Below are 25,288 nucleotides of genomic sequence, written 5' to 3' on the forward strand. Positions count from 1 at the left end.
GAATCAAGAGCTAAGCCGTGGCCGTGAATAGACTATTAGCCATCGTCCACACAATGTAAATCGGCCGCAGCCGATTGGTGATCGCCATGTACGCAGAAGTTCTGGTTCGCTCTGAAGGCAAATTGTTCCGCATAGATTTGCACGTTGACGAAACGATGACTGCTGACGCTGCGCGGGATTGGCTGGACTCTCAGGTCGTTCAGTTTGGCTGCGAGCCGCTGCGGGCCTCGGGCAAACTGCTGCGCGCCGACAAAGTGCTGGTCGTTGCCCGGGACGCTGGCGCCCGCCACTTCGAGGACACGGCCTGGGCAAAGGCGTTCGCAGCGGCCTCGGTGGCGTTGCTGGATCGAACCGTGATCGAGATCGATGTCGACGCCCTTGCCGTGACCTACTAGGGCGCGAACACTCCCCCGCTTATCGCAAACTTCCGGGCTGCGCTCGCCCGGTTCGCCCTAGCGCTCTCAGGGCGCGGGACAAACCGACACCCATCTCTGTTCAGCTGCGGCGATCAGTGACATTTTCCATCCGAAGTACTGCCGTCGCGTAGGGCCTGTCCTACAGCGCGTTACGCAAACGCTTACACCGGCACGCGCGCTGCGCCGATGGGCCGGCGTTGCTGCTGAGCGAACAATGCAATCACTGCTTCGGCCCCTTCATTAGCCGATGCGAATTTGATACCGGCAGCCGCCAACTTTTCACAGGAGATCACCATGCTGCACTACGCCGTCGTCTTTCTAGTCGTTGCACTCATTGCGGCCATCTTCGGCTTTGGCGGCATTGCTGCCGGGGCCGTTGAGATCGCGAAGATCCTCTTTTTTATCTTCGCCATCATGGCAGTCGTCACTTTCATCGTGGGCCTTGTTCGCAAAGGCTGACGCGACTCACACGAGTTTGTACCCGTAACACTCAACCGAAAGGATCCATCATGAATATCAGCAAATCTGTCAAAACATCGAACGAATCGCTCGCGGAGACGGTGAACGGTGCAGCCGAACATGCCGCCGAATCGCTGGGACGTGCCGTTGACTCGGCGCGCGACCGCATTGATGGCGTCGCCAATACGGTGACCGCTGCCGCCCATGATGTCGCCCAGCAGGCGGCACCCGCAGCAGAGCGCGTGCAGGCACTTGCCAAGAGCAGCCTCGACGCCGGACGTGAGGCGGCCATGCGTCTGCGCCAACGCGTAACGCGCGGCGCTGGTGCCTGCAGCCAGTATGTGAGCGAGCAGCCCGGCAAGTCAGTTGCCATCGCCGTCGCAGCCGGCGCCACCATTGCCGCAGTCGTGATGCTGGCACGCCAGCGCAATCGCTCGGCCGCCCGCAACTAGTCGGTATCACCCTTCACTATCAATTGTTTCGTCACCAATAGCAAGGAGAACAGTCATGAAATCAACCTTCAAAATCGGAATGTCGGCACTGCTGGCCGCCGCCGCCCTCGCAATGACGGGCTGTGCAGTCACGCGTGGCCAGGAGACCGTCGGCGCCTATATCGACGACACCACCATCACCACGCAGATCAAGGCGCGCATGGTCGATGACAAGTCCGTGGATGCGGCAGCGATCAGCGTCGAGACGCTGAAGGGCACCGTGCAGCTCAGCGGCTTCGCCAAGTCCGCCGAAGAAAAGGAACGTGCGGAAGCGATCGCCCGCCGCGTCAATGGCGTCAAGGCAGTGCAGAACTCCATTGCCATCCGCCGTCCGTAGCTGCAGGACGTACCGGGAAAAAGCCGCCTTCGGGCGGTTTTTTCTTTCCGGTTGCTGACTTTAGAACGCCGAGCGAATGCATGGACAGTCATCGCGTATCGGGGCATGAGGTAGTGCAGTTTGTCCTACAGCCAATGTGATGTGTGGACGACAGCCAGGAGACCCAGCGCACGGGAAGAATCGAAGTATGGCAAACAGATGGAGCACTGGATGTTCGATCAATTTAGCTACCGCAAGAAATTCATCGCAATCGTTGTCTCGGTGGGCGCATGCGGCGCAGCGACCAGTGCATTTGCCGACGAAGCAATCTCGCCAGCAGGCGGCCAGGTCACTCATCCCGTAACCGCAGTTGCACCGTTTGTCAGTGGACGCAACAAGACCAGTGGCCTGGATGGCGATAGCAAGAGTCAACTGGTCGTTGTCACTGCGGGTGCGTTCCCAAGCCCAATGGATGACGCGCAGACCGTTGCGGTTGAATCGCGGTGTGTGCGTCTGGTAGCGCTGTGTCGGGATGTCGTCAATTCACGGATTGATGTAGTTGCCGCGCGTTCACTGTTGCCGTCAACACCCAACCTGAGTCCTGCTGGCATTCGGATAAGCCGCAAGCAGGTGACAGTGCACTACACCTTCCGCTAGGCCAGGCGCTCGCAGAGAGAAAGCCTGCCGCAGCATCAATGAAGTCAAATAAAAAGCCCGCCGGATGGCGGGCCTTTTTTTGTTGTGTTGCCGTCTGTTTGCTAGCCGCGCGGCAGACCGTTGGCGTTGACAGTGATGGTCGTTCCCGGCGGAGACGACAACTGTGTCCTGTGCTCGATGCCACGGAAGCGATAAGTTACATCCCAGTACTCGGGTGCACCAGCGACCGATGTCTCGCAGCGACGATAGTTGCGTCCGTAGGTTGAGCCGCCAGCGCCAGATCCGATCGCCGCGCCTGCCACTGCACCACCGGCGGTGGCGATGTCCTGCCCGCGCCCGCCGCCGATCTGGTGGCCGAGTATGCCGCCGATGATTGCGCCCGCGATGGCGCCGCCCACGTTGTCGCCAGCAACCGGTGCTTGCCCCCGCTCAACCCAGCAGCGGCGCTCCGGCGCTCCGTAGATCGCGCGCACATCAACCACCTGTGCCTCGTAAAGGCGCTCATTGGGGCGACGACGATACTCATAGATCGGAGCCGGCTCCGGCCGCGCAAAGCTGCCACCGCCGATGGATGCCGGCCGGACCGACGACACGCGATCGTTCAATCCGAGGCTGCGCAGCGATGGGTAGCTGCCCGCCCGCAGCACGACGCAACGACCGCCGAAGCGTGCATCGTCGCACACCTGCCATTCACCGCGTTCGACCACAACCGATGAGGCGCGGTCGTTAAAGCCGACCCGATCAAGATTGCCGACGACGCCATTGGCACGATAAACCTGGCCGCGAAAGCCCTCGTCCGCGTAGAGCGTGACTTGTGCCTGTGCTGTTGCCGCACCAACCATGAGCGCGGCAGCAATGAGCGAAGGAGATTTCAGTTTCATGGGAATGCCTTTCCTGCGATGTTTCAATTCGTCGACACGTTGATGTCGACTGTGAAAGCAGTTTAGGTACGGCATTGATGCGAGGCGATCAGTGAACGCTACGTTGCGCTGTAGGACAGTGCCCCGCCTGATTGAGTTGCAAGAACGACGCTGATGCTCTGATTCGCGATTTGCTGCTTACCGTGAACTATCGGTTTCGCCGCTATTGGCGGGCGGCGGCGCTGCATCACGGAACTGTGCTGCCACCGCTGCGGAGAGCATTGCTGCGGCGAGTCCGCCAAAGTTTGCCAGCGGCGCCACTCGATGGATGAGGCTGGAAAAGGCGACCGCGCGCCAAGGCCGCAGCCAGGCGATCATCGCAGTACCCGCAGCCGCAATCGCAACAGCTCGTAGCGGGTGACGACGCACCTCGCCTTCAATCAAGCCCCATGCGGCGTTGAGGCCCACGCGAACAGGATGCTGCTGCCACCAGCCTTGAAAGATGGCGGAAGCGACACCGGAGAGATCAGCACCACCAACGGCCTCAGCGTAACCGGACACACCATCGTTGGCACGAGTCGCGGGCCGATCGTTCGCACGCAGGTACTCGAAAAGTGCGGACCGAGAGCGTTCGAGACGGATGATGCCGGGTTCGATGGATTCGCTCATCGTCCGCTCCACAGCGAGTGCAGACCGGCAGCATCAGCACGAAGTTGTGCGCCCACATTGCCCGGCGTCGCTGTGCGAAACCCACGCCATGTCCAGAGTGCTGCTGCGAGCGTCAACCCCAACAGCACTGCGCCCACATCAAAGCTCGCCATCGACCATGGCAAGATGCCCGCCTTGCAGAGGGTGGCCGTGATGCCGCAAACAATCAGCGTTGTAACGGCAAGCGCTGCGGTTGTCGCGCCAGCGATGATCCGCCGCAGCCACAAGGCGCGGGCGCGCTGGGCATCCGACTTGATCAGTTCAACGTAAGCGGTGGCGTGCTCGACCAGTAAATCTGGTCGCCGCGTCAACAGATCAACAATGACTTTCAGCATGATTCCCTCTTTCGCCAGAACAACGGCAGCAGGGGAATTGTTTCAAGCTACACGAGCACCGCTATCAGGACGCGCCCCGACCCCGTGTAGGCCGGCACCTACGCTTGCACGACTGTTGCATCGCTATTGATCGCGATGCGCGGCACGTTGGCCGAGATGCGCGTACCCGAGCCTATTGCGGACTCAACCGTCAGCGTGCCATGCAGCGCGTGCACGCGATGGCGCATGCCCACCAGCCCGTGACTGACGGTCGAACGCGCAGTGACGTCGAAGCCAACACCGTTATCGGAGACGGTCAGCTCGACATGACGCTCGTATTGATGCAGCGTCACGGTGACGCCATTGGCGTTGGCGTACTTCGCGGTATTGGTCAGCGCCTCCTGCACCACCCGGTAGATCGTCAGTTCATGGTCTGCGGGCAGGGCTACCGGCTCCAGGTTCGATACCACGGTTACTCCAGTGCGTTCGCCAAATTCCCGCAGCAGGATTTCCAGCGCCGGCACCAGACCAAGCTTGGAAAGCGTTGACGGCCGCAGGTCTTCAATGATCCGGCGTTTGAGTGCAATGCCGGCGTTAAGTGTTGTAGTCAGATGGGCCAGCCGCTCCAGCACATCGCCCGACCCGCTGCCCAGCTTCGATTTGGCACGTGCCACATCGAGCTTGGCAGCGGTGAGCAGGGAACCGAGTTCGTCGTGCAGCTCGCGCGCCAGGCGCTCTCGCTCGCTCTCCTGCACGTTCTGCAAATGAGTTGCCAGCTCGGCCAGTGATGAAGTGCGATCCTCAACGAGCGATTCCAGCCGGTCGCGCTCGCGGCGCAGCGCATTGCGTTGGTCCTCCGCCGCCTGCCGCAGGCGTGTGGACTGGTTGACGTAGACAAAAAATGCGAGAAGACAGAGCACCACCGCGACCGCCACGCTGATACGCGAGAACTTCAGGCTGGCGTCAATGCGCACCATGGCCGCATTGCGTTCTTCAGTGGCGCCGTTGACCAGCGTCTCGGCGGCCGCGCGCACACTCTGCATGTACTCCCGGCCGGCCCCGGTGCGCAGCAGCTCCTGCCAGGCCGTTGAATCACCCGAGGTCTTGCGCAGGCGTATCGTCATATCAAGCTCGGTTAGCTTGCGCATGATCGAGCGGGTCAGTTCGGCAAAGGTATCCAGCTGCCCCGGACTGTTGATGTAGAGAGCCCGGATCTCCGCAATCGAGGCACCGACAGCCGTCACTGCCTTGTCGTACGGCTCCAGGTAGGCCACATCGCCGGTGAGGATGTAACCACGCTGCCCGGTTTCCGCGTCAAGGGCGTGCTGCAGCAGGGTGAGAATCCCGGCCCGCTTGGCCTGCGCTGCCTCGGTGGCCTCCTTAGCCTCGCGCGACTGCCAGTAGTTGTACTCGTTGATGCCCACAATGAGGGCCGCGACGAGCATGGCGAGAGGAATGATGAACGAGCGCGAGACCCGTGCTGCAACATTGCGGAAGTTCATGGTCTGGCTACGTGAAAGACGCGATAGTGAAGGAGGGCATCGCCTGCGATATGATGCATGGCACCACATGCGCGTGCACTGTGCCTTCCGGGAATCCCATGCTCAAGATAAGAATCGGTCTGGTTGACGATCACGTCATTCTGCGCACGGGGCTGCGCAAGTTCATCGAGGAATCGTCTGATCTGGTGGTCGTTGGCGAGGCCGGCAGCGGTCGCGAAGCGATTGATCTGGTCCGCAGCCACGAAATGGATGTCATGTTGATGGACATCTCGATGCCCGGGCAATCCGGCATTGATGCGCTGGCAATGATTCGTGCCAAGGCGCCTGACCTGGGCATTCTCATCCTGAGTGGCTACCCCGAAGAGCACTACGCGGTGAGCCTGATCCGCCAGGGCGCGAGCGGGTATCTCAACAAGCAGTGTGATCCCGACGAGATTGTGCGGGCGATTCGTCGCATCGCCGAAGGGCATCGCTACATCACGCCACAGGTTGCCGATCTGCTGGCGCAGCAGTTGAACAAGCCGGAGACCGGCGCTCCGCACGAACAACTGTCCGAGCGCGAGTTTCAGGTGTTTCTGCGGCTGGCGAAAGGCGAAACGGTGGGCGACATTGCCGAGGCGCTGTCGCTGAGCGTAAAGACGATCAGCACCTATCGCACGCGAATCATGGAAAAAATGGCGCTGGCATCGAACAGCGACCTGACGTACTACGCGCTGAAAGCCGGATTGATCGACTGAGCCCATTGCGGCAGCGCTATTGTTGGCTGCCGCCGTTCGCGCCGTTGTCGGCCGCGTCGGCCGCGTCGGCCGCCTTTACGCCGTCCTGCATGCGCAGGCAAAACTCGATCAGTTCATCAACGTCGGTGGATTTGTCGAACACCGCATCGGCGCCAAGACGCATGCACTCAGCGCGGATTTCCGGTGACGCATAGTTTGATAGCACCACCACCTTTTGCGACGGCGGGCGCGCAGCCACCGCTTTGAGCACGGGCAGACCATTGCCACGCTTCAGGAACAGGTCAACGATGGCAAGGTGCCAGCTGTCGGGATGTGTGGCAAGCCAGGCCTTCGCGTCCTCCTCGGAATCGGCATAGCCAACGACTGCGGCGTCCGCCAGCTCGCCCAGCGTCTCCGCCAGGTTTTCCCGGATGACCGGGCTATCTTCGACCAGGTAAATCTTCAACATCTCGATACTGACAATCGGCGACGACCGCCCGGCACTCGCAGCAGCGTTCGCAGCAGTCTGCGCGTAGCTGGCATTGTCCGCCCATCCGGCAAGCTTATCGGCTGCCGGATGGGTTGGCTGTAGGACAACGCCGCGTCTTGCGGCGTGGCGGGAGATGATGCGCGGTTCGCTCATCGTGAAATTCCTTGTGCGTTGGATGTGCGTTGTCTGTCATGGCCACAGCCCGACAATCGCCCCGGCCCGTCGGCTACGGCCGGCGGCTGCTGAAGGCGGCAACGGCGGCATGGCGGCTCCATGACCGAATTGTTGGTGCTAGATCGGTGCAGCACCATCGTCCGCAATCCGCTCGCGCTGTAGGACAGCGTCCCGCAGTGCGCTGCGAGCCCGCGCGGACACGCGGCGCCAGCAGGTGACGATGCTTTGCCGCACACCGCAGGTCGCTCCCATCCCACGAGGCGCGTTGCCGTTGTCCTACAGACGGCGCTCTCCACCCGCAAAAAAATACACCTACCGCCATCAAACAAGGAGAGCCACCATGAAACGCACCATTGTCGCCACGGCGCTGCTGTCTGGTCTGATTGCCGCGCAGGCGGCATCAGCGGCGCCGGTGACCGTCGTCGAGTATTACAACCGCACGCTCAATACTTACTTCATCACCGGTCGCACTGCGGAACAGCAAATGCTCGACCAGGTGGCAGACTTCGCGCGCACCGGCATGTCATTCCAGGCGCGCAGCACAGACGACGTGCAACCCGCGTCAGTTGGCATCTGCCGCTTCTATGTGTCGATCGCGTCGCCGTTCACCAACTCGCACTTCTACGGCCGCCAGCAGGTGGATTGCGAACCGATGGCGGAAGCCGCCTATGCCGGGTTCAGCTGGGAGGGCTATGACTTCCGCGTGCCAGGCAGCGAAGGCGACGGCACCTGCCCTGAGGGCGCAACACCGGTGTACCGCAGCTTTCGCCTGGGTAGCGATGGCGTCACATCCAACCATCGCTTCACTGTGTCAACCGCCACCTACAACGCTGCTGCGAGTGCCGGTTATCGGGGCGAAGGGCAGGTGTTCTGCGCCAGCGGCGTTACTGACGCTCGCTGACGCACGCTGACGCGGGGCGTTATCAGGCGCCCTTCGGCGGCCGGTATAGCGCACAAAGCTTGTTGCCGTCCGGGTCGCGCACGTAGGCGAGGTAGAGCTTGCCCACCGAGCCTTCGCGCCATCCGGGCGGGTTTTCACAGGTGGTGCCGCCATTGGCAACACCTGCCGCGTGGAACGCATCCACCTGCTCGGGCGACGTCGTGTTGAAGCCGATGGTGGCGCCGTTGCCATGCGTGGCGGGCTCACCGTTGATCGGCTTGGTGATGCCAAAGCTGCCACCCGCGCCCCGGTAAAAGTAGCGGCGGTTGTCGTTGAGCATCCCCGGCGCGATCCCGATGGACCCCAGCACCGCATCGTAAAACTTGTGCGAGGCCTCAAGATCGTTGACGCCCACCATCACATGACTGAACATGGCTTCCTCCTGTTGAATGGAGTGATGCTATGCGATAGCCACCCGCGGCCTCGGCAACCGTGTCGGATCGCAGGCACGCGGTGCGGCTAGCCGCTGCCGAATGGGCAGTTGCGGGCTGGTCTTAAGCCATTGCGTGAAGGCAAAGAGCGCGCGTCTAAGCCGAATGCAACAACGACCACACGCGTGCCGGCGTGAGCGGCATTTCGAGTCTGGGGGCCATCGCAGCAAGGCCGTTGCGCGCCAGGGCATCGGCAACAGCGTTCACCAGCGCGGGTGTGGCGCCGATGGTGCCCAGTTCGCCCACGCCTTTCACGCCCAGCGGGTTGTTCAGGCAGGGTGTGGACTGATCGAGTTCGTGAACCATCGGCCCCATGATGTCGGCGTGGGGTACTGCGTAGTCCATCAGCGTGCCGGTGACGAGCTGGCCGCTTTCGCGGTCGTATTGCAGGTGCTCGCACATGGCCTGACCGAGCCCCTGCACTACGCCGCCGTCGAGCTGGCCGCGCACGATCATCGGGTTGATCACCCGGCCCACATCATTCACCGATGCGTAGGCCACCACCTGCACGTCCCCGGTGTCGGTATCCAGCTCCACCTCGCAGATATGGCAGCCGTTCGGCCACGACGGCCCCGCCACCGCGCTCACTGATTCCACAAATATCTGCCGCTTCGCCTGCCGTGCTGCCAGCTCGAACAGTTCAATCGAAAGATCGGTGCCCGCCACGGTAAACCGCGCATCGGCATAGGTGATGTCCCCGGCTGCAACCTCCAGCTCGCCAGCGGCCATCTCTTTGGCGACCTCGATGGTGCGCTCCGCGCCAACGCGCACCGCAGAGCCGCCGGTGAAGATCGAGCGCGAACCGGCGCTGCCAAAGCCGTCGCCGCGATCAGTGTCGCCCAGCACCACGCGCACCTTCTCCAGCGGCACACCAAAACTGTCCACCACCAGTTGCGCCAGCGACGTGGCAATGCCTTGCCCCATTGCCTGCACGGCAGAAAACACCTCGATGATGCCCTCGGGTTTCACCGTCACCGTCACGCGCTCTTCAAACACGTTGCCGCCGGTCCACTCAAGGAACGTGGCAATGCCGAGCCCGCGCCACTTGCCGCGCTGCTTTGACGCCGCCTCGCGCGCAGCAAAGCCCGTCCAGTCGGCCAGCGCCAGGCCCTGGTTCATCACCTGCTCAAACTGGCCGCTGTCGTACACCTGCGCCATCGGGTTCTTGTAGGGCATTTGCTGCGGCCGGATGAAATTGCGGCGGCGCAGCTCCACGCGGTCAATGCCGGTCTGGCGCGCCGCTTCATCCATCAGGCGCTCGATGATGTAGATCGCCTCCGGCCGGCCGGCGCCACGATAGGCGCCGATGGGCGCCGTGTTGGTGAGCACACCCTTGAAGTGGAAGTCGATGGTCTGGATGTCGTAAACGCTGGTCTGCACCCAGGGGCCAATCAGCAACGCAATCGCCACCGCCACGCCGGTGGCATAGGCGCCAATGTTGGCCTCACTCACCACCCGAAGCGCAAGGATCTTGCCGCTCGCATCCAGCGCCAGCTCGGCCACGGAATCCACATCGCGCCCGTGCCCGGCCGACAAAAACTCTTCACCGCGGTCGGCGATCCACTTCACCGGCTGCTTGAGCGCGCGGCAGCAAAACGCCACCGCCACGTCCTCCGGGTAGGCACCGGTTTTCATGCCGAAGCCGCCGCCCACATCACCCACAATCACCCGGCACTGCGCTTTCGGCAGGTTCAGCGCGCCGCACACGGTATCGCGCAAGCCCGAAGGCATCTGGCTGCTCATGCGGATGGTCAGCCGCCCGCTCTCGGCGTCATAGGTGTGCAGCACGCTGCGCGGTTCCAGCGCCAGCGCCGAAAGCCGCTGGTTTGCAATGTTCAGCCGCACCACGTGCTTTGCGGCGGCAAACGCAGCTGCGGTTGCCTTGGCGTCGCCGTGCCGCATCTCGGCTGCGATGTTGTCGCCCAGCTCTTCGCACATCAGCGGCGCGCCGGGTGCTGTGGCGTCCGCCAGGTGCACCGCTACGGGCAACGAGTCGTAGTCCACCTCAATCGCCTCTGCCGCCTGCCGCGCCTGCTCCAGCGTTTGCGCCACCACAGCAGCCACCGGCTCGCCCACAAAGCGCACACGGCCCACCGCCAGTGCGTAACGCGGCGCTGAGCGCGCGGGCGACCCGTCCGCGCGCGCAAAGCCCGACACACCGGGAATGGGGTTCACGCCCGCCTGCACGAGATCCGCCCCGGTCACCACCAGGCGCACACCCGGCATCGCCTTCGCCGCGTCCGCGTTGATCGAGCGAATGCCGGCATGCGCATAGGGCGAGCGCAGAAAGTAAAGATGCCCAAGATCGGGCGCCACCACATCGTCGGTGAACTGCCCGGCGCCCTTGAGCAACAGATCGTCCTCCACGCGGCGAACGTCCTTGCCGCTGCCGAAGGCACCAAAGCGGCTGTTGCCGGTGTCGGATGAGCTTGCTGCTGGGGTGTGCGTGGCGGTGTTCAAGAGTTTCGTCCCGTGTTGAGTCGGCGTGCGTGCGGCCAGGGTGTCCGGTGCACAGACGAGGGCTGTGTGCCCGCGCTGCGCCGGCTATGTTGCGCTCGCAATAGTAGGCCGAAATGTCGGCGCATCACGCACCGGTTTCGCTGGCCGTGATGCGCTCGGCTCCGCCGGGGTGAGCCGCGCCAGCCAGTGGGCCTGACGCTCGCGATGGCGCTGGCAAAAACAGCTAGCAAGTGACAACCGCATTCGCCGACCATGCTTTCATCGCAGCAAAGCCAGGATGGCTCCAGCTGCGATCCAATCGTCCAATGCGCATAGAATGCGCATATCGCTCAATTAGAAGATTTGCCATGCGCGCAGCCGCCAACAGTTCAGCAGCAACGCCCAGAAAACGTGCCGTCAACCTGACGCTGAACGAAGCGCTGGTGGCGCAGGCAAAAACATTCACCGGCAATCTATCGGCCACGATGGAAGCGCTGCTTGCCGACTATGTGGCGCAGCAGCAGCAGGCTCGCCTGTCCCGCCAGCAGACGGCCGACGCCTGCGTTGAATACTGGAATCAGGTGCACGCTGCTGAAGGCTCGTTTGCCGACGAACACTCCACGCTGTAGGCACAGCGATGGCACAGTTCGATGTACACCGCAATAAGGGCGCGCTGCAGGCGTCGACTCCATTCGTCGTCATCGTCCAGTCCACGCTGTACGACGGGTACCGGCGCCGCGTGGTGGTGCCGCTGCGGCGGCGCACGGCGTTGCCAAAGCAGCCCGCGATTGCCGGCTCGCGCTTGAACCCGGTGTTTCGTATTGAAAAGATCGACGTCATGCTGCACCCGCTCGACATGGTGTCCGTCGCCGTCGAGCAACTGGGCGAACGCGTCGGCTCGCTAGCCGAACACGGGCAGGCGATCACCGATGCGCTGGATGAGCTGCTCGCCCGGTCTTGGGGATGATCGTTGCTGGGCTCTCCTTTCAATCCACACGAACCACTTGGTCGCGTGGATGTCGCGCCTGATCGGCTGAACCACAGCGCCCCACGTCGCGCCATATGCAGCCGCTGCCAGCGCCCGCTGCGCACCTGCCTGTGCGCGCTCGTGCAGCCCACGGCGCACCGCACCGACGTGCTCGTACTGCAGCACCCGCACGAAGCGCGCGAGGCCAAGAACAGCGTGGCGCTGCTGCGCCTTTCGCTGGCGAGCTGCACGGTGGCGGTGGGCGAACGCTTTGCGCCTGATGCCCTGCACGCCCTGCTGCACCCGCCGGGCATGGCTGTGCGGCTGCTTTACCCCGACGTGCCCGCCGCGCCCGCGCCAGCCATCACATCCGCGCACGCGCTGGACCCACATACGCCGCTGCGGCTGGTGGTGATCGACGCTACCTGGCGAAAAAGCTTGCGCATGCTGCTGGAGCACCCCGCACTCGCCGTGTTGCCGCGACTCACGCTCAGCAACCCTGCGCCCACCCGCTACCGCGCCATTCGCGCTGCGCGCCACGCCAATCAGTTATCCACGCTGGAGGCCACGGTGCACGCCCTGGCGACGATTGAAGGCGATGGGTTTGATGGCGGGCCTTTGTTGGCGGCGTTTGGGAGGTTTGTGGATTGCCTGGCGGACCGGAGTGCGATGCGCGCTGTTGCGTGCGGCATGGCAACCGACGCGAACGAAGCCTCGTGGGCATCAAGTGAGGCAGCGCGACCTTGACTGATATCAGTGTTGAGCCAGTCGTCTCCGTTGAGACAAGCGGAAAAATTGCATTTCGCTCATTGCTCTGAGAGCATCGTAGAAGAAACGAGAGAGGTGGCGGTCGGGAAATTCGAGCCTGACCCTTTTAACGCTACCTTGCAAGCGGATTCTCGGAAGAATCGCTGGTATGGCTCGCGGGGGCCGGTCATATCCTCGCCCCTTTGATTGAAGCGTTTGACTAGAAAGTAAGTGACACATGCCGAAAATATTGATCGTGCACCTAACCGACATGCATTTGGATGTAGGTGACAACGGAGTGAGTAAACGCTCAGAGCAAATCGCGGCTGCGATGCAAACTCACTTTCCGGCAGCTTCGATGATTCTGCTGGCATTAACCGGCGACATCACACAGTCAGGGCAAGCTGACCAATTTCTCGTTGCCGAGCGCTTTGTGAGCGATCTAGTTGCTTCAATACGGGATCGGAGCGGCATGGACGCTGTCGTGCTCGCAGTGCCAGGCAACCATGATGCCAACTTCGGCGATACAACAGTGCCGGTGAGAACGGCTCTGCTGAAGCAATTGCAAACAGACGGTGTCGAGAAGATCGATCCAGAAGTACTAGGTCATTGCGTGCGTGTGTTCGAAAACTTTGAAGCTTTTCGAGGTCGCGTCGAGACTCTGCACGCAGAACGCCGATCCGCAGTCTGGCGTACAGCGCTGGTTAACCACGGTGAAGTTTGTGTTGAGGTCCATTGCGTGAACAACGCTTGGAGCTGCGAGAAGTCCACTCCGATGGGCTTTCTTGGATTCCCGACTAGTCTGCACGGCGAGTGCTCCAAATCGAGCGGTGCAATGAGAGTGCTGCTAATGCACCATCCGGCACATTGGTTGGCAACTCGCCAGTATCGCGACTTCAGAAAATTGACACGGGCGTGCGCCGAGATTTGCTTCAGTGGCCACGAACACACCCACGCCGCTGGCGCCAACACCGATCAGGAGACCGGGCACACAATTTATATCGAAGGGCCAGTGTTGCAGGAGCATAAGGACTACGCGTCGTCAGCCTTCGGGATCGCAACTATCGACATTGCCGCGCGCTACGTTGAAACGGTGTCGTATGAATGGGACGGGAGCGCCTACATTGCAAAGCGGCAACCGTTTTTGCAGTCACTTCCGGCCATTACGCCGGCTACACAACTTACCCCGCAGTGGGCCGATTTTCTCTCCGATTTGGGGGCAAACTTGGCTCACGGTGCGAAGGAGAAGATAGAACTCGCCGATTTGTATGTATACCCAGAATTGGAAAGAGACGATGCGTCCACGGACCAACCGGCTTTGGGCTCTCTTACGTTTTCCGCGAGAGAGCTCGCCCACACTACTGAATGCGTTTTGGTAAAGGGACCGCAAGGCAGCGGTAAGACAGCAATGCTGAAGCAGCTGTATTCCGATCTTCTATCCCAGCAGAAGGTACCTGTCTACATAAACGGCATTCGGCTAAAGAATTCCAGCGCTAAAGAAATTGAAAAGCTAATACAGACCTGCATACACGAACAATACGCGGGCGCGGATGCGCTTCAGGCAGAACAGTCGCACCCCAAAAATAGGGTTTTATTGGTTGACAATCTGGATCGATACTCATTTCCGGCGCGGTATCTGTCCCAAGTGTTGGCGCACTTCAATCTGCAGTTTAGCCGTGTCGTTGCAACGGTCGATTCTTCATTTGATTTGCAAGAAATATTTCTTGGAGAAGATCAACCGGCGCTTCAGGGCTTTGAGCAGATGCGTCTACCTGAAACCGGATTCAGTCAGCGGTACGAGCTGGTGACAAAGTGGTTTGAACTGTCGCAGAGTTCCCCGCTGCTCGACCAGCAAATAGAGATGGCCGATAGGGTTATCAGCCGAGTATTGGGACGCGGCCTCGTCCCATCGCACCCAATTTATGTGCTCATCTTGCTACAAGGCATTGAGGCCGGGAGAGTTGGCGAGCTTGAGAACAGCGCTTTGGGGCACTACTACGAGTACATGATTCTCGAAGCACTGAATCCCAAAATACGACCTGAACACTTGCATGAGATTCTCAACTACTGCGCGCAGTTCGCTTGGTTTCTTCGGTCAAGACGTAAGGAACGCGTCTCCGATAGTGAGATGCGAGACTTTCATCGATCCTTTGAGACATTGTTCGACCTCGAAATCAACTTTGCCGAACGTCGTCTAACGCTTATTGAGGCCAACTTGTTTTTGGAGGTAAACGAGGAACTAGGGTTCCGGTATCCCTACACCTACTTCTTCTTCTTAGGCCGCTACGTCTCTAGATACTTGGGCAATCAAGAGGTGCAAGCATTTGTTGCTGCATGTTGCAAAAACCTCCACGTTCGCGAAAACGCTAACGCGATGCTATTTTTGGTACATCACAGTAGCGACAGGATTGTTCTCGACTCGCTAAAGTCAGCTGTCGACAAACAGTTCGCCAATATTCCACCGTTGGAACTGCAAGCCGACGCTAGGATGCTGGATGAATTGGTGGAGGCGGCGCCGGTTCTGGTGTTGAACGATTCGCAACGTCGAAGAGAGCGAACAGCTGCGATGCTTCAAGAGCACCGCATCAATCAGCATCTCGACGGCGCAGGCAACGAAATCTCGACTACAGACGGCGATAGTGAAGCTCAGGTTCGCGCGCTCGAGACATTGGCTGCGATAAACGGTTTGTTCAAAGGTGTCGAAATTCTTGGGGCGGCATTGAAGGCAAATTTTGGAGCCATTGAGGCCGATACCAAAGCACAGATGATTGACAGCCTATTTCGCGGCGGACTGCGTGGCTTGCGATTCTTTCTCGAGGTCTTTTCCCAAGTGCCACCGAGCGTTCTTACTGAGCTCGGAGCCTTACTGGATGCTAGTGACAGCGAAACACCGGAAGATCGCGAACACACAATTAAAGTGCGGCTCTTCCACATAGTCAGTCGCTTTTCGTTCTATTTCATCCAACGGATAGGTTCAAGCGCTACTTCGAAGAGCATGTTGCCTGCAATTTCGAGATACGTGAAAGAACATGACACCGTTGCTAACCAGCTAGTCGCGATGGCTGGGCGGCTCGAAACGCCTGGACGTATTCCTTTCAAAGAGCTTCAGGCGCTGAACGAGCGTGTTTCCAGAACAATATTTGCGCAGAGCGTGCTCCGGTTGGTGGTCATAAGTCGCATCTACATGTACAAGACCGACGAGGCAGAAAAGCAGCAGGTATGTCAGGAGCTTGGCATTCGCGTGGCGACACAACACGCGATCGACTACAAGACGAGGAACTTGAAGAAGCTTGCGGCTGGCGATTGACGTACTCAAGGCACCGCTATGGGTCGTTCCTTGTCGCGCGAACTAAAGGGGCCAGAGTCGTTTTTTATCGTTCGGAGACCATGATCGACGCGGCGACCGCAGCGAGCTTCCGGCCTGAACACCGCGCGGCAGCTTTAACGCAGCGCGCTACCGGCGATTCAAAGCCTCATCCACCGCCGCAATTCGTTCCCGCAAGCGCGGCCCTGCAAAATCCAGCCACGCTCGCACTTTCAAGGGCAGCCTGCCCTGGCCCAGGTACAAAAAATTCACGGGCAGTGGTGGTGCTTCATATTCCCGCAAGATCAGGCTGAGGTCACCGCGCCGCAGCGCGGCTTCCGCCTGGTATGACAACACGCTGGCCAAGCCGAAGCCCGTTGACGCTGCGTCTACCGCGGCTTCTGCGCTGTTGACCACCAGCCGCGGGCGAATCGGCACCAGGTGGTCCTTGCCGTCCACCACAAAGCGCCACCCATAGCCCGCGTCCATCGCATGCAACCGGCCGTCATCCCTGCAGAAAGCGGATCAATTCAGCAGTGACTTGCGCCGCCGCCTCCCGCTGCGGGAAGTGGCCCACGCCTTCGATGAGCTTTCGTTGGTAGGGGCCCCGAAAAAATTGCTCTTTGCCGGCTGACATATCTGGGTGGTTCACGCCATCGGCAGCGCCGTGCAGCACCAGCGTGGGCACGTCGAGCACCGGCGCGGGATGCAGCGCTGCTTCGTCGGCGGCATAGGCCGGGTCGCTCGCGGCGTGGCCCCAGCGATGCTGGTACGAATGCAGTGTGACAGCGGGCCAGTCGTCGTTGTCAAAGGCTTGCGCCGTGGCCGCGAACTCGGCATCGTCGTACCAGCCCGGTGGCGCCCAGGTGTCCCACATCAGGCGGGTGAACGCGCGGCGGTCCTCACGCACGCTCTGCTGCCCGCGTGGCGTGGCCATGTACTAGTGGTACCAGTAGTTGCGAGCTTGCGCTGGGCTCAGCGCCTGGTCCGGGCTGTTGGTGCCGTAACCCACCGAGAGCATCGCCAGATGGCTCGCCACGCCGGGCCGCAAGCCGCAGGCGTTGGCTGCGGCGCGCGCGCCCCAGTCGTGGCCGACGAGGGCGGGCTGGTGCAAGCCCAGCGCGTCGATGAACTCAAGCAGGTCGCGCCCCAGCGCCGATAGCTGGCCCGTGCGCGGCGTGTCGGCGCGCAGAAAGCGCGTAGGCGCAAACCCGCGCAGCGCAGGCACCAGCACCCGCCAGCCCTGCTGCGCCAGCGCAGGCGCGACGGCCGCCCAGCAGCGCGGGCTGTCCGGCCAGCCATGCAGCAGCACCACACTGCGCGCCGCGCCCGCGTTCCACTCGTCATAGGCGATCCGCAATAGCGAAGTGTCGATGGTTTTGTGGGTTATGGGGGCGCTCATCACAGGCTATTGAACGGGCACAGTTTATTTTGAAGTGTGTTCATGGTTCGACAAGCTCACCACGAACGGCGAGAGTGGTGAGCGCAGCGTTCACTCCTGAGCTTGTCGATCGTCGGGTCAAAGACATAGGCTAACCCGAATTCGGCGCGATCAGTTCCACCGTCGGAAAGTAAGTCCTGTAGCGCGCCGCGTCGCGCGTGAGGATTGGCGACTGGATAACGGCGGCGTGAGCGCCGATGAAAAGGTCGGGCAGCACGCTTTGTCGTGTGCCTTTGGCGCGCTTGTATTGAATGAAGGCTTTGCCCGCGAGGAACAGCGCCGGGCGCGGCAAATCGAGCACTTGCAGTTGCAGTTGGGCGACCACGCGTTCAAGCTCTTCAATGCGGGCGAATGCGCAGGAGATTTCGGCGTAGATGATTGAATTGATCGCCAGCACGTGGATTTGTGACTGCGCGCGTAGCTGTGCCAAGGACCATGCTGCCCATTCGCTATCGTCTTCGAGCACGTCGATCAGGACGTTGCTATCCACCAGCAGCATGGGCACGCCGGATCAGGTTTCGCTGCGCAGCAGCTTCATCAATTCGTCAGTGCCCCACTTGACGGTGGCTTTGCCGCGCGCGGCCTCGAATCGGTCCACAGCTTTCTTCTTGTTCTGTGCGGTCGCCGCATTCAACACGACCTGCCCCGAAGTGTTGACGGCAAAGTCCACCGCGCTGCCCGGCGCCAGGTTCAGCGCATCGCGAATGTGCTTCGGGATAGTGACCTGACCTTTGCTGGTGAGATTGGTGCTCATGGTTGAGTGTGAAGTATTACGTGTTGCACTATGGTAACACCGTCAAAAAAATAGCCACTACTCCACCGTCACACTCTTCGCCAAATTCCGCGGCTTGTCGACATCGGTCCCCCGCGCGGTCGCGGTGTGATACGCCAGCAGTTGCAGCGGCACCACGTGCAGGATGGGCGAGAGCACGCCGTAGTGCTCGGGCAGGCGGATGACGTGGACGCCCTCGCTGCTGCTGATGTGCGAGTCGGCATCGGCGAACACAAACAGTTCGCCGCCGCGGGCGCGCACTTCCTGCAGGTTGCTCTTGAGCTTTTCGATGAGCGTGTCGTTCGGCGCAACGACGACCACTGGCATCGCCTCGGTGACCAGCGCCAGCGGGCCGTGCTTCAGCTCGCCTGCGGGGTAAGCCTCGGCGTGGATGTAGCTGATCTCCTTGAGCTTCAACGCGCCTTCGAGTGCGATGGGGTAATGCAGGCCGCGGCCGAGGAAGAGGGCGTTCTCCTTGCGGGCAAATTCTTCGGCCCAGGCGATGATCTGCGGCTCCAGCGCCAGAACGCTGCCGAGCGCGACGGGCAGGTGGCGCAGCGCTTTCAGATGTGCGGCTTCCTGCTCAGCATCGAGGTGGCCGCGCTGTTTGGCGAGCACCAGCGTCAGCAGAAAGAGCGCCGCCAGTTGCGTGGTGAAGGCCTTGGTGGATGCGACGCCGATCTCCACGCCCGCCCGCGTGATGTACGCCAGCGCGCATTCGCGCACCATCGCGGAGGTGCTGACGTTGCAGATGGTGAGCGTGTGCGCGTGGCCCAGTGATTTCGCGTGTTTCAGCGCGGCCATGGTGTCCGCCGTTTCGCCCGATTGCGAGATGGTGACCACTAGCGCGCGCGGGTTGGGCACGCTGTCGCGGTAGCGGTATTCGCTTGCCACTTCCACATTGCAGGGGATCTTCGCAATGCTTTCCAGCCAGTATTTCGCGGTGAGACCGCTGTAGTAGCTGGTGCCGCAGGCGAGAATCAGCACGCTGTCCACGCCGCTGAGCACACTAGCCGCGTTGTCGCCAAACAGGTCGGGCACGATGCCTTCCACGCCCTGCAGCGTGTCGCCAATGGCGCGCGGCTGCTCGAAGATTTCCTTCTGCATGTAGTGCCGATACGGCCCCAGTTCCACGGCGCCGGAATGCGCGTGCACCGTGCGCACCGGGCGCTGCGCCGTGATGTCGCGGCCGTCAGCGTTGCTGATCCACACGCGACCGAGCTGCAGGTCCACCACGTCGCCTTCTTCGAGGTAGATGATCTGGTCGGTTACGCCGGCCAGCGCCATCGCGTCGCTGGCGAGGAAGTTCTCGCCCTCGCCGACGCCCACGATCAGTGGCGACCCCGCACGCGCGCCGACCACGCGGTGCGGCTCGTCATGGCAGAACACAGCGATGGCATAGGCGCCCTGCAAGCGCTTCGCCGCAGCCTGTACGGCGGCGAACAGGTCGCCGTCGTAGAGGTGGTCAATCAGGTGGGCGATGACTTCGGTGTCGGTCTGGCTTTCAAAGTCGTAGCCGCGGGCGCGCAGCTCGCCGCGCAGCGTGTCGTGGTTTTCGATGATGCCGTTGTGGACGAGCGCGATGCGGTTGCGGCTGAAGTGCGGGTGCGCGTTGACCACCGCCGGCGCGCCGTGCGTGGCCCAGCGCGTGTGCGCGATGCCGGTGAAGCCTTCGAGCTTCGTATCGGCCACCTCGCGGGCCAGCTCGGCCACGCGGCTGACGCTGCGCGCCCGCTTGAGCGCGCCGTCGGCATGTACGGCCACGCCGCAGGAGTCATAGCCGCGATATTCCAGCCGCTTCAGGCCTTCAACCAGGATCGGGGTGATGTTGCGCGATGCGACCGCGCCGACGATGCCACACATGGGGTGTCCTTTGCTTCAGAGTGATCGCCCTGTTCTGTAGGAGCGGCTCTGCCGCGACCTCACTGCGCCTGGTTGCGGCGGGGTCGCGGCGGAGCCGCTCCTACATTCGGTGCGATCCGTTGGGCGGAAGCATAGGTGCTTGTCGATGAACTGTTTGTGCGAAATGCGAATTGATTTGACGAAAAATTGCACAACTCGAATTGCAAGGTGGAAAATTGCAAAAAGTATCAACAATTGCAATTTATGGATGACATTGATCTCCGTCTTCTCTCCGAACTGCAGCAGGACGCTTCGCAATCCAATCAGGCACTGGCGGCGAAAGTGTTCGCCTCGCCAGCCACCACGCTGCGCCGCGTGCGCGCGCTGACCGAGGCGGGCGTGATCGAGCGCACGGTCGCGGTGCTGTCGCCGGAGCGGCTAGGCTCCACGGTCACGGCGATCGTCGAAATCACACTGGATGTGCAAAACGCTGACGCTTTCGCCGAATTCGCCCGGCTGATCGAGCCGGAGCCGGCCGTGATGCTGGCCTGGCAGACCGCGCCCACGGTGGACTTCACGCTGGTGCTGACGGTGCGCGACATGCCGGAATATCAGGCGCTGGTGCAGCGGCTGTTCACGGCAGCGAACAACGTGCGCAACGTCCGCGCCCGGTTTGCCACGCAGCGGGTGAAGTTTTCCACGGCGTTGCCGCTGCCGGTGACCGTTCGCAGTGCTTAGGGAAACGCTGAACAAGTCCTTCACGAGCCGCGCATCGCCGGACTCGGGCGGCTGGCTTCGTTGCAAAGCCTCGTCGTAGCCCCGCTACGACTGCGTTTTGCGCCTCGCCATCCATCCCGATCCGCCGCGCGCAGCTTCGCGGAGACTTGTTCAGCGTTTCCCCGGCAACTTTTTACTGAAAAGCCCATTATTCATGGGCTCAGATCGGTAAACGGACATCTATCGACATTTAGCAAAATAGCACCCTGAGCCCAGTTCAAATGCGGCTTAACGTCAAAAGTTGATGTCGGAAACTGGCAAGCAACTACGGCGCAACTGCCGCGCTCGCCGGTGCGCCGATCAGGTGCTGGCGAAAGAATCCGACGACCCTGGCATCCACCGCCGGCAGTTGCGAACGGTCAAATCCCGGCGGGTCGTTGAGCAGGTCGGCCAGCAATCCGCTGATGCCAGGCGGAAACGGCGAGAGCAGGGCGCCGTGCCCGGCCTCCGGCATGTCAACCAGTCGGATGCAGGTTACGCAGGTGGCGAGCACTCGCTCACTATGAAACTTTGGCACCAGCCAAGCGTCGCGACCGGCAGCGACGAATGCCAGCGGTATGCGAGGACTGGCGAGTGACGACAGCTCGAAGTCGGACGCCGCCGGTACGCCCGCGACCACCGCAGCCACGCGCGGGTCGTGGTGCGTGTGCAGCGTGTCGTCGTCAAAGCGGCTGCGGATCACGGCGAGCGCGATCCAGTGCTTCAGTGCGCCGACCCAGCCGCTGCTCTGGCGGACGATGAGGCCGACGCAGGTGGCGAAATCTTCGTCGATATGCGCCTCGCAGTGCCGCCGGAAATTGCCCGGCGACCACGCGCCGCCAGCCATCGAGAGGGCCGTATGGCCTCCGGCGGACATGCCGTACATGCCAACGCGGTTGAAGTCGATACCGGGGGCAAAGCGCGGGTCCTTCGCCACCGCGTCGATGGCGCGCGAGACTTCGGCGGGTCGCTGCTTCCAGCTATCAGGGCCGGGCTTGCCGGGGTCGGCGCTGTTGTCGCCACGATGCAGCGGAAAGGCGACGACGAAGCCCTCGTTGACCAGCGCGCGGGCGAGATCGGCATGCACCCAGGCATTGCCGCCGGAGCCGTGCGAGACTACCACCAGGCGCCCGTTGCTGCGGGCAGTGGCGGGCGGCGCGTCTACCGCAAGGCTTAGCTCGAACGGCCCGCGCTGCACCTTCTGCTCAGCGGCGTCGGTGGGGTAGAACAGCGTGACGGGCGCGTCGTCGCCGACTGCAGCGAGCCTGGTCAAGCCGACGGCGGCGTGGACAACGCTACTGGTCGCAGCCAGCGCAACACTGGCCAGCAAGGCGGAGAGCGCTGGGGCACGGCGCCGCGACACGTAAAACAAGGTGAACATGAAAGCTCCTCTGATCTGGAGAACCGGCGGTTGCCGGAACTGGCATCACGATAGGGAGCAAAACACGCGAAATCTCGCCGAAATCTGCACGTTCGCAGTTTCGGCAAGGCGATTTCAGGAATCGGCGCTGTTTTGTTGCCGGTATTCGCTCGGCGTCTGCCCGGTCAGCGCCTTGAATGCGCGGTTGAACGGCCCGATCGACTGAAACCCCGCCGTCAGCGCGATGGTCAGGATCGGCAGGTGTGACTGCAACGGGTCACGCAGCGCAGACTGCGCCTCACGCAGCCGGAACTCGTTGACATAGGCGTTGAAGTTGCGATGCCCGAGCGAGCGGTTGATGGCGCGGCGCAGGCGGTACTCCGGTACCTTGAGCTGCTGCGCGAGCGAGGCGACGGTCAGGTTCTCCTGCGCGTAGGCGCGCTGGTCGGCCATCAGCGCGTGGAGCTTGTCCAGCAGCGGTTGCGCCTGCGGGTCGGACGCGGTGTCGGTGTCGGCCTGCACCGGGGCGGGTACGGCAGTGCCCGCCGGCGTAGTTACCGGCGCGATGGCCGCGCGTTGCGGTGCTGGGGTAAACAGTTCGCCGGGATGCAAGCGGACGACCGCTACCGTTGGCACCGCGACGATGACCAGCAGGAACGCAATATCAACCATCGCGGCCGGCGCGGCCAGCATGCCGTGACCCGCATTGAGGCGGAGCGCCACCATCACTGCTGTGTAGACACAACCGGCGACCACAACGAAGGCGCGCAGCCGGCGTCGGCTCTCGACCAGATCGGCCGACCAGCGACGCACGGCTGCCACCATCGTGAGCACGGCGAACAGCAGTGGCAGCCAGCGGATCAGCGCTTGCGCAACGAGGTGTACGGTCGTCGCCGGGGTGCCTTCGCCGAAGCTGAGTGCAAATGTCAGACCGCTGGCGAACATGAACAGCCACGGCAGGGCGTGCCAGCGGCGCAGCTCGAAATCGTCGTCGAACAGCAGTTGCACGAACAGCCAGAACAGCACGGAGTTGCCGACGGAAATGCCAACCGGAAGCGCCTGCCAGGACGGTGGCAGGCTGCGCTCAAACAGCGGCGTGGAGCTGACGATCTGGATGCAGAGCGCCGGCGTGAACAGTGTCAGCAGTCTCGCGGCGTTGCGCGCGCGTGCGGTGGCGGGCGCGGCAGGCGTGACCGGCGCGCTGTCGCGCCGGATGCGCAACGCAATCAGCAGCAGCAGTGCGATTGCGGCGCCGCGAAGCGCGGCGTCCAGCAGCGCAGCCGCCAGTTGCAGTTCAGTCATGCAACAGCAAGAGGCCGTCGCAAGCAGTGACTAGCGCTCAGCCCTTCGGCCGCTTGCTCTCGTCAATATCCATCAGATGCCAGAAGTGCTGACGGAACGGGATGCGCTTGTAGTTGAGCAGCCACGGCTGCATCACGATGTTCTGGTAGCGGAACACGCCGGGGTGCCACACCGAATAGACAGTGGCAATCTCGTTCATCGCCTTGTACAGCGCCCAGCGTTTGGGCCCGATCGGCAGCAGTTGCGCCTTTTCGTAGAGGTCGTCGTACTCCTTCAGCTTGAGCCGCGCGAAGTTCGATTGCCCGATGTTCTTGCTGTACAGCAGTTGCACGAATGAATTGCCGTCGGTACCGGAAGAGTTCCAGCCCAGGCCCCAGAACTGCAGTTGCCCGACGCGGCCCTGCTTGAGCAGGTCCGGCCATTTCTGGGTATTGAAGGCCACCTTGATCTTGATCGAGTCAAACGCCTTCTTCCAGAGCTCGTCGGCCTCGCGGTCGATCACACGTGGTGTGGACGAGCGGGTGATCACCAGCGGCTTGCCATCCGGCATATCGCGATAGCCGTCGCCGTCAACGTCCTTGTAGCCAAAGCGGTCGAGCAGCGCATTTGCCAGTTGCACGTCCTGCTTGTTGAGGTTTGGCTTGTTCGGCACGTAGCCAGTCTGCGTCGGCGGGATGATCTGGTTGGCCGGCTCCGCCTGGTTGCGGTAAACCACGCGCACGTAGTCCTCGGTCGGGAACGACATGATGATGGCGCGACGAAGCGCGATCTTGTCGGGTGTGAGACCGCCCACAATCGGGTCATCCAGATTGAAGTAGTCGTAAGCCAACGAAGATTCGAGCGCGCGTTGATGGCGGATGCCCTTGGCGGCAAAGTCTGGTGCGAGCTTGCCGTTCTGCACCACGTTACCAATCAGGTCCTGCCCGACGAACTCGTAGTCAGTGCGTCCTTCCTTGAACGTCAGCAGACGAGGGTTGGCTTCTTCGATGATGCTGATCTCGACATTGCCAACCAGCGGCATGTCGCGGCCCTGGTACTTGGCGATGATCGCCTTGTCCTCGGCGGTTTCACCCTCGGTGAGCGGGTACTTGGCCGAGTAGTTCGGGTTCTTGGTCAGTACCAGCTTGTTGCCCTTGATCCACTGCTTGATCACATAGGGGCCCACACCGACCGGGTTGTTCATGATGCGACCACCGGGATCGCGGTACGCCTCCACCACCTCGCGCGCGACCGGTGACCAGTTGTACTGCTGCATCAGCTCAACCAGGATGTAGTCTGGCTGCTTGAGCGTCATCTGCACCGTGTAGCGATCAATCGCCTTCAGGCCCTCGATCGGTTTGTCGTAGTCAAACTTGCCAGTCTTCTTGGCTTCGGCCACCAGTTCATCGGCGCCGACCACTTTGCCGTCAATGTGCCAGAGATTCGGCGACACCATCTTCGGGTCGAGCATCCGCTTCCACGAATAGATGAGGTCGTCCGCCGTCAGCTCGCGCTTCTTGCCCTTGAACACTGGGTCGTCGGCGAAGTGCACGCCCTTGCGGATGCGGATCTTCCACACCTTGCCGTCGGCCGAAATCTCCGGCATCGCCTCCGCCAGCACCGGGCGCAAACGGGCCGGTCGCACGTAGTAGTCGAACTCGTAGAGGTTGTCGAACAGCGCGTTGTTGACATGCGCGGAATAGAGGTCGTTGGTCGCCTGCGGGTCGAAGCCGGTGACGTCAACGGCGAAAGCCACGCGAATGGTTTTCGACATGTCGGTGGCGTGAACGGCCGTGCTGCCGAGGGCGAGGGTGACGCCAAGGGCAGCGGTGGCGAGGATGGCCTTCATGGTGAGGGGCGCTCCGGAATACAGCGAATCGCGCATTATGTCGAAAGCGCCAGCAG

The 25,288-nt window shown here is 61.8% G+C and carries 26 protein-coding genes and 1 pseudogene; 12 read left to right on the forward strand and 15 right to left on the reverse strand.

Features of this window, described 5'->3' with window-relative positions:
• Positions 1–86: 86 nt before the first annotated feature.
• The 5 genes from FKL89_RS03185 (at position 87) to FKL89_RS03205 (ending at position 2,339) form a co-directional block, all read left to right on the forward strand.
• Positions 87–395: a hypothetical protein gene (locus FKL89_RS03185; protein WP_156861274.1), complete on the forward strand. Its 309-nt coding sequence runs from the start codon at positions 87–89 to the stop codon at positions 393–395.
• Between the two features lie 315 nt (positions 396–710).
• Positions 711–875 carry a DUF1328 domain-containing protein gene (locus tag FKL89_RS03190; RefSeq protein ID WP_156861275.1) on the forward strand — a complete coding sequence of 55 codons (165 nt, stop codon included), beginning with the start codon at positions 711–713 and terminating at the stop codon, positions 873–875.
• Positions 876–925: 50 nt separating this feature from the next.
• Positions 926–1,327, forward strand: coding sequence for a hypothetical protein (locus FKL89_RS03195; RefSeq protein ID WP_156861276.1), 402 nt, complete (start codon positions 926–928; stop codon positions 1,325–1,327).
• Positions 1,328–1,382: 55 nt separating this feature from the next.
• Positions 1,383–1,703: a BON domain-containing protein gene (locus FKL89_RS03200; protein ID WP_156861277.1), complete on the forward strand. Its 321-nt coding sequence runs from the start codon at positions 1,383–1,385 to the stop codon at positions 1,701–1,703.
• A gap of 210 nt (positions 1,704–1,913) precedes the next feature.
• Positions 1,914–2,339 (forward strand): hypothetical protein, encoded by a 426-nt coding sequence (locus FKL89_RS03205; protein WP_156861278.1) that lies wholly within the window; start codon positions 1,914–1,916, stop codon positions 2,337–2,339.
• A gap of 101 nt (positions 2,340–2,440) precedes the next feature.
• Here the strand turns inward: FKL89_RS03205 and FKL89_RS20445 are convergent, their stop codons facing one another.
• The 4 genes from FKL89_RS20445 to FKL89_RS03225 all read right to left on the reverse strand — a co-directional run bounded on the left by FKL89_RS20445 (position 2,441) and on the right by FKL89_RS03225 (position 5,723).
• Complete coding sequence (locus FKL89_RS20445) at positions 2,441–3,220, reverse strand: beta/gamma crystallin-related protein (protein WP_272953727.1); 780 nt, start codon at positions 3,218–3,220, stop codon at positions 2,441–2,443.
• A 177-nt stretch (positions 3,221–3,397) separates the two neighbouring features.
• On the reverse strand, positions 3,398–3,868 hold the full coding sequence (locus tag FKL89_RS03215; protein ID WP_156861279.1) for a hypothetical protein: 471 nt from the start codon (positions 3,866–3,868) through the stop codon (positions 3,398–3,400).
• Positions 3,865–4,242, reverse strand: a complete 378-nt coding sequence (locus FKL89_RS03220) for a hypothetical protein (protein WP_156861280.1) — start codon at positions 4,240–4,242, stop codon at positions 3,865–3,867. Before FKL89_RS03220 ends, FKL89_RS03215 begins: the two co-directional genes overlap by 4 nt.
• 98 nt (positions 4,243–4,340) lie before the next feature.
• Positions 4,341–5,723: a CHASE3 domain-containing protein gene (locus FKL89_RS03225; RefSeq protein WP_156861281.1), complete on the reverse strand. Its 1,383-nt coding sequence runs from the start codon at positions 5,721–5,723 to the stop codon at positions 4,341–4,343.
• Between the two features lie 98 nt (positions 5,724–5,821).
• Between FKL89_RS03225 and FKL89_RS03230 the strand changes: the two genes are divergently transcribed.
• Positions 5,822–6,460 (forward strand): response regulator, encoded by a 639-nt coding sequence (locus tag FKL89_RS03230; protein ID WP_156861282.1) that lies wholly within the window; start codon positions 5,822–5,824, stop codon positions 6,458–6,460.
• Between the two features lie 16 nt (positions 6,461–6,476).
• Here FKL89_RS03230 and FKL89_RS03235 read toward each other — a convergent pair whose 3' ends face one another.
• Complete coding sequence (locus tag FKL89_RS03235) at positions 6,477–7,082, reverse strand: response regulator (protein ID WP_337786222.1); 606 nt, start codon at positions 7,080–7,082, stop codon at positions 6,477–6,479.
• A 361-nt stretch (positions 7,083–7,443) separates the two neighbouring features.
• On the opposite strand from FKL89_RS03235, the gene FKL89_RS03240 reads away from it, so the two are divergent.
• Positions 7,444–8,004, forward strand: a complete 561-nt coding sequence (locus FKL89_RS03240) for a hypothetical protein (protein WP_156861283.1) — start codon at positions 7,444–7,446, stop codon at positions 8,002–8,004.
• Between the two features lie 22 nt (positions 8,005–8,026).
• On the opposite strand, the gene FKL89_RS03245 is transcribed toward FKL89_RS03240, so the two are convergent.
• Together FKL89_RS03245 and FKL89_RS03250 are read right to left on the reverse strand one after the other, a co-directional pair.
• A complete protein-coding gene (locus tag FKL89_RS03245) occupies positions 8,027–8,416 on the reverse strand; it encodes a VOC family protein (protein WP_156861284.1) in 390 nt (129 codons plus the stop codon).
• Positions 8,417–8,570: 154 nt separating this feature from the next.
• On the reverse strand, positions 8,571–10,841 hold the full coding sequence (locus tag FKL89_RS03250) for a xanthine dehydrogenase family protein molybdopterin-binding subunit (RefSeq protein WP_238363646.1): 2,271 nt from the start codon (positions 10,839–10,841) through the stop codon (positions 8,571–8,573).
• A gap of 440 nt (positions 10,842–11,281) precedes the next feature.
• Between FKL89_RS03250 and FKL89_RS03255 the strand changes: the two genes are divergently transcribed.
• The 4 genes from FKL89_RS03255 to FKL89_RS03270 all read left to right on the forward strand — a co-directional run bounded on the left by FKL89_RS03255 (position 11,282) and on the right by FKL89_RS03270 (position 15,934).
• Positions 11,282–11,542, forward strand: coding sequence for a type II toxin-antitoxin system CcdA family antitoxin (locus FKL89_RS03255; RefSeq protein ID WP_156861286.1), 261 nt, complete (start codon positions 11,282–11,284; stop codon positions 11,540–11,542).
• An 8-nt stretch (positions 11,543–11,550) separates the two neighbouring features.
• Complete coding sequence (locus tag FKL89_RS03260) at positions 11,551–11,880, forward strand: CcdB family protein (RefSeq protein WP_156861287.1); 330 nt, start codon at positions 11,551–11,553, stop codon at positions 11,878–11,880.
• A 45-nt stretch (positions 11,881–11,925) separates the two neighbouring features.
• A complete protein-coding gene (locus FKL89_RS03265; protein ID WP_272953728.1) occupies positions 11,926–12,627 on the forward strand; it encodes a tRNA-uridine aminocarboxypropyltransferase in 702 nt (233 codons plus the stop codon).
• A gap of 238 nt (positions 12,628–12,865) precedes the next feature.
• Positions 12,866–15,934 (forward strand): STAND family AAA ATPase, encoded by a 3,069-nt coding sequence (locus tag FKL89_RS03270; protein WP_156861288.1) that lies wholly within the window; start codon positions 12,866–12,868, stop codon positions 15,932–15,934.
• A gap of 147 nt (positions 15,935–16,081) precedes the next feature.
• Here FKL89_RS03270 and FKL89_RS03275 read toward each other — a convergent pair whose 3' ends face one another.
• The 5 genes and pseudogenes from FKL89_RS03275 to glmS form a co-directional block, all read right to left on the reverse strand.
• On the reverse strand, positions 16,082–16,420 hold the full coding sequence (locus tag FKL89_RS03275) for a LysR substrate-binding domain-containing protein (protein ID WP_156861289.1): 339 nt from the start codon (positions 16,418–16,420) through the stop codon (positions 16,082–16,084).
• A gap of 16 nt (positions 16,421–16,436) precedes the next feature.
• Positions 16,437–17,333 (reverse strand): annotated as a pseudogene (locus FKL89_RS03280) (alpha/beta fold hydrolase).
• Between the two features lie 130 nt (positions 17,334–17,463).
• Positions 17,464–17,871 carry a type II toxin-antitoxin system VapC family toxin gene (locus FKL89_RS03285; protein ID WP_156861291.1) on the reverse strand — a complete coding sequence of 136 codons (408 nt, stop codon included), beginning with the start codon at positions 17,869–17,871 and terminating at the stop codon, positions 17,464–17,466.
• A gap of 12 nt (positions 17,872–17,883) precedes the next feature.
• Positions 17,884–18,126 (reverse strand): AbrB/MazE/SpoVT family DNA-binding domain-containing protein, encoded by a 243-nt coding sequence (locus tag FKL89_RS03290; RefSeq protein WP_156861293.1) that lies wholly within the window; start codon positions 18,124–18,126, stop codon positions 17,884–17,886.
• A 57-nt stretch (positions 18,127–18,183) separates the two neighbouring features.
• Complete coding sequence (glmS, locus tag FKL89_RS03295) at positions 18,184–20,007, reverse strand: glutamine--fructose-6-phosphate transaminase (isomerizing) (RefSeq protein ID WP_156861295.1); 1,824 nt, start codon at positions 20,005–20,007, stop codon at positions 18,184–18,186.
• Between the two features lie 243 nt (positions 20,008–20,250).
• Between glmS and FKL89_RS03300 the strand changes: the two genes are divergently transcribed.
• Positions 20,251–20,724: an Lrp/AsnC family transcriptional regulator gene (locus tag FKL89_RS03300; RefSeq protein WP_156861297.1), complete on the forward strand. Its 474-nt coding sequence runs from the start codon at positions 20,251–20,253 to the stop codon at positions 20,722–20,724.
• Between the two features lie 304 nt (positions 20,725–21,028).
• On the opposite strand, the gene FKL89_RS03305 is transcribed toward FKL89_RS03300, so the two are convergent.
• The 3 genes from FKL89_RS03305 to FKL89_RS03315 all read right to left on the reverse strand — a co-directional run bounded on the left by FKL89_RS03305 (position 21,029) and on the right by FKL89_RS03315 (position 25,232).
• Positions 21,029–22,123, reverse strand: a complete 1,095-nt coding sequence (locus tag FKL89_RS03305; RefSeq protein WP_238363474.1) for an alpha/beta hydrolase family protein — start codon at positions 22,121–22,123, stop codon at positions 21,029–21,031.
• 114 nt (positions 22,124–22,237) lie between these two features.
• Positions 22,238–23,404, reverse strand: coding sequence for a helix-turn-helix transcriptional regulator (locus FKL89_RS03310; protein WP_156861299.1), 1,167 nt, complete (start codon positions 23,402–23,404; stop codon positions 22,238–22,240).
• Positions 23,405–23,441: 37 nt separating this feature from the next.
• Positions 23,442–25,232 carry an ABC transporter substrate-binding protein gene (locus tag FKL89_RS03315; RefSeq protein ID WP_162527378.1) on the reverse strand — a complete coding sequence of 597 codons (1,791 nt, stop codon included), beginning with the start codon at positions 25,230–25,232 and terminating at the stop codon, positions 23,442–23,444.
• Between the last annotated feature and the right edge of the window lie 56 nt (positions 25,233–25,288).

The organism is Casimicrobium huifangae, from assembly GCF_009746125.1.
Classification (GTDB): Bacteria; Pseudomonadota; Gammaproteobacteria; order Burkholderiales; family Casimicrobiaceae; genus Casimicrobium; species Casimicrobium huifangae.